We start from the raw sequence: 658 nt of genomic DNA on the forward strand, positions 1-658 counted from the left end.
CTCGTCGAAAAGAAGCGCAACGAAGAACCTGTAAGCGAATAACAATTAGATGAACCTGCTACTGTTATTCCCCGAAAATATGCACAGCGAAACACTGGCTGAGATTTCCGGTCGTCAACTCGAACATATGCATGAGACTCTAAAGTCAAAAGTTGGAGATAACATACGCGTTGGCCTGCTCAATCAGCAAATTGGCCTAGCCACTATTACAGCTCTCACTACGGAGTCTGCCAAACTCGATATCGAGTGGCAAAAAGAAGCGCCCGCACCACTCCCCTTAACACTCATTATTGGTCTACCCCGACCAAAAATGTTAAAGCGAATCATTCAAACCGCCACAACAATGGGCGTGAAGAAAATCTATTTCCTCAATGCCTGGAAGGTAGAAAAGAGCTTTTGGCAAAGCCCCTGGCTAAGTGAAGAAAAAATTCTAGAGAATTGCATCCTTGGCTTAGAACAAGCTCAGGATACCGTGATGCCCGAAATTCATATCAAAAAGCGCTTCAAGCCCTTTGTTGAAGATGAATTACCTGCACTTTCCAAAGGTACACGCCAACTAGTCGCCCACCCTAGAGAAGAACAGGTCTGCCCACATCATCTCGAAGAAGCCTGCACCTTAATCATCGGCCCCGAAGGTGGCTTTACTGAGTATGAAGTA

General features: G+C 45.7%; 1 protein-coding gene. It reads left to right on the forward strand.

Features of this window, described 5'->3' with window-relative positions:
• Positions 1-49 precede the first annotated feature (49 nt).
• Positions 50-658: 16S rRNA (uracil(1498)-N(3))-methyltransferase (locus A3735_RS21555; protein ID WP_068638616.1), on the forward strand; the 609-nt coding region annotated here is incomplete at its 3' end.

Source organism: Oleiphilus sp. HI0061 (assembly GCF_001635675.1).